Source organism: Bacteroides sp., assembly GCF_029057325.1.
Taxonomy (GTDB): domain Bacteria; phylum Bacteroidota; class Bacteroidia; order Bacteroidales; family Bacteroidaceae; genus Bacteroides.
In genome coordinates, this window is record NZ_JAICZW010000160.1 from 1 (window position 1) to 5,854 (window position 5,854).

Sequence of the window (5,854 nt, forward strand, 5' to 3'; positions counted from 1 at the left end):
CATTATCTACATTACTTTTGGTAAATGTCTCGTTCAGTTCTGCCTGTTTGTTTATCCACCAGTCATGGTGTGCTCGACGTACGGTACGTGAAGATGTGTCAATCCATTGTTCATGCCCTGTTTCAGCATCCCTCACCTTCATAAGTCCTACGGGCGGCAACTCTTCCGCACGACGGTCATAAATCTGAACGGCCACCACATCGTGTTTGCGATTGGCAATAGTCAAGGCGCTTTTAAAGCTCTTCTGGTCAATGAAGTCCGACAAGACAAAAGCCGTGCAGCGCCGCTTCATTACGTTCGTTAGATACTCCAATCCAAGACAAATGTTCGTTCTGCGACTTTCCGCATGGAAATCAATCAGTTCACGGATAATATAAAGTATATGCTTACGTCCTTTCTTGGGCGGAATAAACTTTTCAATCTGGTCGGAAAAGAAGATAACACCGATTTTATCATTGTTCTGGATAGCGGAAAATGCAAGCGTAGCGGCAATCTCCGTCACCATATCCTTCTTCATCTGTTTGACTGTACCGAATTCCAAACTACCGGAAACATCAACCAGCAGCATCACTGTCAGTTCGCGTTCTTCTTCAAAGACCTTTACGTAGGGTTTGTTGAAGCGGGCGGTCACATTCCAGTCAATGTCACGTATGTCATCGCCAAATTGATATTCACGCACTTCGGAGAACGCCATTCCTCTACCCTTGAATGCGGAATGATATTGTCCGGCAAAAATGTTGTTGGACAATCCACGCGTTTTTATTTCAATCTGACGGACTTTTTTTAACAAATCTGTTGTTTCCATCCAATTATTTATAATCAATTATTAGGCAACGTCTTAGCTGCTATCAGAAATAGCTTTTCATTTCTTAGCAAATCTTTTCCGGATTTTTACTAAAAATCCGGAAAGGTAATTTATAAGGCGTTCAAAATGTATAAATATGTCAACATTCAAATTAAGGCACTTCCACCTTATTCAGTATTTTGCTGACAATTTCGTCCGAAGTCATATTACTTGCTTCAGCCTCGTAAGTCAGGCCAATGCGGTGACGCAACACGTCATGTGCCACCGCACGCACGTCTTCCGGGATGACATAGCCGCGGCGTTTGATGAACGCATAACTGCGGGCAGCCAATGCCAAGTTGATGGATGCACGTGGGGAACCTCCGAAGCCAATCATGTCCTTCAACTCCTTCAAATCATATTTCTCCGGATAACGGGTAGCGAATACAATGTCAACAATGTATCTCTCGATTTTCTCATCCAAATAAACCTGACGGACTACTTTGCGAGCTTCAATAATCTCTTCTGCTTTCAGAATAGGCTTCACATAGAACTTCTCGCCATTGATATTCTGGCGGATGATGAGTTTCTCCTCTTCCAACTTAGGATAATCAATTACTACTTTCAACATGAAACGGTCCACCTGCGCTTCGGGCAACGGATATGTTCCTTCTTGTTCAATCGGATTCTGTGTAGCAAGCACCAAGAACGGTTCCGGTAATCTGAAAGTTTCCTTGCCGATAGTGACTTGACGCTCTTGCATAGCTTCCAACAAAGCACTCTGTACTTTAGCTGGAGCACGGTTTATTTCATCCGCTAAAACAAAGTTTGCAAATACCGGACCTTGCTTTACTTGGAACGATTCGTCCTTCTGGCTATAAACCATTGTACCGATAACATCGGCAGGCAACAAGTCGGGTGTAAACTGAATGCGGCTGTACTTCGCATCAATTAACGAAGCCAATGTTTTGATAGCCAACGTCTTTGCCAAACCTGGAACACCTTCTAACAACACATGTCCATCGGACAACAATCCTATCAACAACGACTCTATTAAGTGTTTCTGCCCTACAATCACCTGGTCCATACCTGTGACGAGATTGGTCACAAAAGCACTTTGTCTTTCAATCCGTTCATTTAGTTCGCGGATATCAATTGTTTCAGCCATAAATCTATCTGTTTTTAATGTTTAAATTCTTCGTTTATAGGTCCTCATCCGACCTCCTAATTTTTTCACTCCCCAAAAGTACGGTAATAAATTAACCATACCAATTAAATTTCATTAAAAAAACTATGCTGGGTACTTAGATTAAACTACTTTCATAGAGTTTAGTACTTGTCATAAAAAAGAAGTAGTTTTTTACTGCTTCTTGATGAGTTTTGGTATCTTGATGGTAGTACCACAAGGCACGTTATTGGGATTCTTGATGACTGTAGGATTATGCTTCACAATATAAGGCCACAAAAGTTTGGTTCCATAGTAATGCAAAGCTATACGTGTCAACATATCACCTTCCTTAATGGTATAAGTAGTCTTCGTTCCTACAATCTCATAACTGTTGTCATAATTGGGTACGGACGGTTCAACAATCATCTGTACTTGAGTTTCCGGCTCTGTTACCGCCGATGCATTTACAGAAATCTCCAATATTGTATCACGGGCACTATCCTGCGAATCTTCCAGAATTATTTCTTCCGTCAATGTATTATAAGCACCTATAGAATCGGATTTATCACAATCTTCAACTTCTACCAATTCATCTTCAAAAGGTTTTCCCATAGCTTTATTCATCAAATCAGGGCTATAAACAAAAGCAATAGTTACCCCACACAAGACCACCGCAGACACCATTATACCTACAAAAAAACTCATTATATCTGTCTTCTTTTTCTCTTCCTTTATCACAATGGAATCTTCCAAATTCTTCACTTCTCCTACCTCTTCTGAGAATGTTTTATCTTCCGACACAATTGGTTCCTTTTCCTGAACAGACGATATTTTTTCTTTTTCTTGAATTCCTTCTTCTAATACCGTTTTTTCTCCCGACGCAATGGGAACTTCCAAAATCACAGACTCCTTCTCTACCGATAACTTTTCTAAAACCGTCAAATCCGATTCTGAAACAGTCAGTATTTCGTCTTCTTTCTGTTCTTCCTCCTCTTCTCCTATTATCTTAATTTCCAATTCTGTATCATTTCTATTTACTTCGGTAGAGTTGACCTCCGGACTTGCAAAGCCTGCTTCTGCCACCATAGAGTTTCCTGTTGTTCCTTCTACTTCAGCTTCCTCTTTGGCAGGCTCTTCTTGAGAGGAATGTTTCGCAACGGGCGTTTCATTCTCAATCGTTTCCTGTTCCGAATATCCTTTTTCCTCGCTTTCTGTTTCCAATAAAGTATCTTCAAGTACTATTCCTTCATTCAGAACAACTGTCTCAAAACACGAAAAAGGCCTGTTAATGGTATTCTTCAGAGAAGTTTCTGGCGTAAATGATACTTTTGTATATCCTTGAATCTCAATTCTTTCTCCTGTATTTATATTGACGCTCTCGCGGCTATCCACGTCTATCAGTTTGAAAGTACCTAAGCCACGAATCTTCACATACTTATCTTTTTCCAAAAATTCCTCAATCAGTTGAAAGAACACTTTCACAAAGCTATCGGCATCTTTTTTATCCATGTCGTGCCTTGCTGCAAGCATATCAATCAAATCTTGGATGTTCAGCTTTTCATTCATAAAGGGAAATGCAAAGGAAAAATTACTTAAACTTATCTTTTAACAACGTACTGGGCTTATAATTCAATACTAATTTTGGGGGAACCAACAGGTGCTGTTTGGTAGTCGGATTAACAGAAATACGTTCCGCCTTTTTCTTTACTTCAAAAGTACCGAAGCCTTGTATGAATATGACGTTACCTTCCTCCAATTGCTGTGTCATATCCAAAAGCAATGAAGAAATCAATTCGGAAGTATCTTTCATTGTATATCCCAACCTCCGTGACAATTCAGAAGTAAACTCTTTGTTATTCAAAATGCAAGATTTAAAATGAAACCACGATGCTATATTAGCTAATCTTCTTCAAATACGCAAAAAGTTCGGGGATTTTTTTAAATGATGCATCCAAAAAGATCGAAATCATCGGATTTTACAATCTCCACATAGTAAAAGTTACCTATATCCAATGTCCCCTCTTTACTATCAATCAATACCTCAGGATCTACCTCAGGAGAATCAAACTCCGAACGTCCGATGTAGAACTCACCTTCCCGACGGTCGATAATGACCTTCATCCGCTGCCCCACTTTAGCTGCATTCAATTCATTTGAAATGCCTTGCTGGATAGACATCAACTCATCCAAACGAGTTTGCTTCACTTCCTGCGGAATGTTGTCCTCATAATGTGCCGCCGCATAGGTACCTTCTTCTTCGGAATAAGCAAAAGCCCCCATTCTATCGAAACGAACCTTGCGGACAAACGCTTTCAGCTCTTCAAAATCCGCCTCCGTCTCTCCAGGATGCCCCACCATCAATGTTGTACGCAAATGAATACCGGGCACTTCTTTCCGGAACTGTTCAATCAGCCGATAAGTCTCGTCTTTCGTCACATGACGACACATCTTCTGTAACATATTGTCGCTGATATGCTGTAAAGCGATATCCATATACTTGCATACATTGTCACGCTCACGCATCACTCGGAACAAATCTGTGGGGAAATGCGCCGGATAAGCATAATGCAAACGTATCCACTCCACTCCCGAAATATCAGAAATCCGCTCAATGAGTTCAGGCAACATCTGTTTCTTATAAAGATCCACTCCATAATAGGTCAGTTCTTGTGCAATAACTTGGAATTCCTTGACACCGCATGCCACCAGATATTTCACTTCATCCACTATTTCCTCTATCGGGCGAGAGATGTGATGCCCTGTAATAATGGGAATGGCACAATAGGAGCACTTACGGTCACATCCTTCTGATATCTTCAGATAAGCATAATGACTGGGAGTAGTCAATGTCCGTTCTATATGCAGCTCTTCCCGATAGAGTTTTCCCAAATCCAGCAAAAGCTCTTTCCAGTTGAATTTACCATAGAACTTGTCCACCTGTGGTATCTCAACTTCCAGTTCTTTGAGATAACGTTCCGAAAGGCAACCCATTACATAAAGTTTCTCTAACAATCCTTCTTCCTTTGCCTGCGCAAATTCCAGAATCATATTAACAGATTCTTCTTTCGCGTCACCGATAAAACCGCAGGTATTAATGACCGCAATCTCTCCTTTCGGCCTTTCAGCGTCATGTGTTACACGAAAACCCGCTTCCTCTAACTGGTGTATTAAACGTTCTGAATCCACCAAATTCTTAGAGCACCCTAAAGTGATGATATCAACCGTTTTCCGTTTCATACGTTTTCTCCAAACAATGAATCCACAAATTCCTTTTTACGGAACACCTGCAAGTCTTCCAGGCCTTCACCCAAACCGATATATTTCACCGGAATCTTAAACTGGTCGGAAATGCCGATGACTACACCACCTTTAGCTGTTCCGTCTAACTTAGTTACCGCCATTGCCGTCACTTCCGTAGCCAACGTAAATTGTTTGGCCTGCTCGAAAGCATTCTGTCCAGTGGAGCCGTCCAATACGAGTAATACCTCATTCGGGGCATCCGACACCACCTTCTTCATGACATTCTTTATCTTGGTCAACTCGTTCATCAAGCCCACCTTATTATGAAGACGTCCTGCCGTATCGATAATCACCACATCTGCATTATTGGCAACTGCAGAACTCAAGGTATCGAAAGCTACAGAAGCCGGGTCAGCCCCCATCTTCTGTTTCACCACAGGTACGCCTACCCGATCGCCCCAAATCACCAATTGTTCTACGGCTGCGGCACGGAATGTATCGGCAGCCCCCAAATAAACAGACTTTCCGGCTTGTTTGAACTGATGAGCCAACTTACCTATAGTTGTGGTCTTTCCTACCCCATTCCCTCCCACCACCATAATGACGTATGGCTTCTTAGTAATCGGTGCTTCAAAATCATCCACATCATCCGAATGATTCTC

The 5,854-nt window shown here is 41.6% G+C and carries 6 protein-coding genes; all 6 read right to left on the reverse strand.

The annotated features are described in order from the left end of the window. Window positions 1–805: DUF58 domain-containing protein (locus K2G43_RS10330; RefSeq protein WP_300154884.1), on the reverse strand; the 805-nt coding region annotated here is incomplete at its 3' end. 151 nt (window positions 806–956) lie between these two features. Further along, the gene (locus K2G43_RS10335) at window positions 957–1,952 is read right to left on the reverse strand and encodes a MoxR family ATPase (protein ID WP_297644290.1); all 996 of its coding nucleotides are present in this window, start codon (window positions 1,950–1,952) and stop codon (window positions 957–959) included. A gap of 192 nt (window positions 1,953–2,144) precedes the next feature. Further along, window positions 2,145–3,518 carry an HU family DNA-binding protein gene (locus tag K2G43_RS10340; protein ID WP_297644291.1) on the reverse strand — a complete coding sequence of 458 codons (1,374 nt, stop codon included), beginning with the start codon at window positions 3,516–3,518 and terminating at the stop codon, window positions 2,145–2,147. Between the two features lie 22 nt (window positions 3,519–3,540). Further along, entirely contained in the window at window positions 3,541–3,813 is a 273-nt protein-coding gene (locus K2G43_RS10345; RefSeq protein WP_297644292.1) for an HU family DNA-binding protein, read from the reverse strand. 77 nt (window positions 3,814–3,890) lie between these two features. Then, window positions 3,891–5,189, reverse strand: a complete 1,299-nt coding sequence (rimO, locus tag K2G43_RS10350) for a 30S ribosomal protein S12 methylthiotransferase RimO (protein ID WP_297644293.1) — start codon at window positions 5,187–5,189, stop codon at window positions 3,891–3,893. Next, window positions 5,186–5,854, reverse strand: a 669-nt coding sequence (gene ftsY, locus K2G43_RS10355; protein ID WP_300154888.1) for a signal recognition particle-docking protein FtsY, incomplete at its 5' end; no start/stop codon positions are given. The genes ftsY and rimO, both read right to left, overlap by 4 nt.

Bases quoted from the DNA above. Each gene is read 5' to 3' on its own strand.
- K2G43_RS10335 (WP_297644290.1), bottom strand. From the start codon at position 1,952: ATGGCTGAAACAATTGATATCCGCGAACTAAATGAACGGATTGAAAGA.
- K2G43_RS10340 (WP_297644291.1), bottom strand. From the start codon at position 3,518: ATGAATGAAAAGCTGAACATCCAAGATTTGATTGATATGCTTGCAGCA.
- rimO (WP_297644293.1), bottom strand. From the start codon at position 5,189: ATGAAACGGAAAACGGTTGATATCATCACTTTAGGGTGCTCTAAGAAT.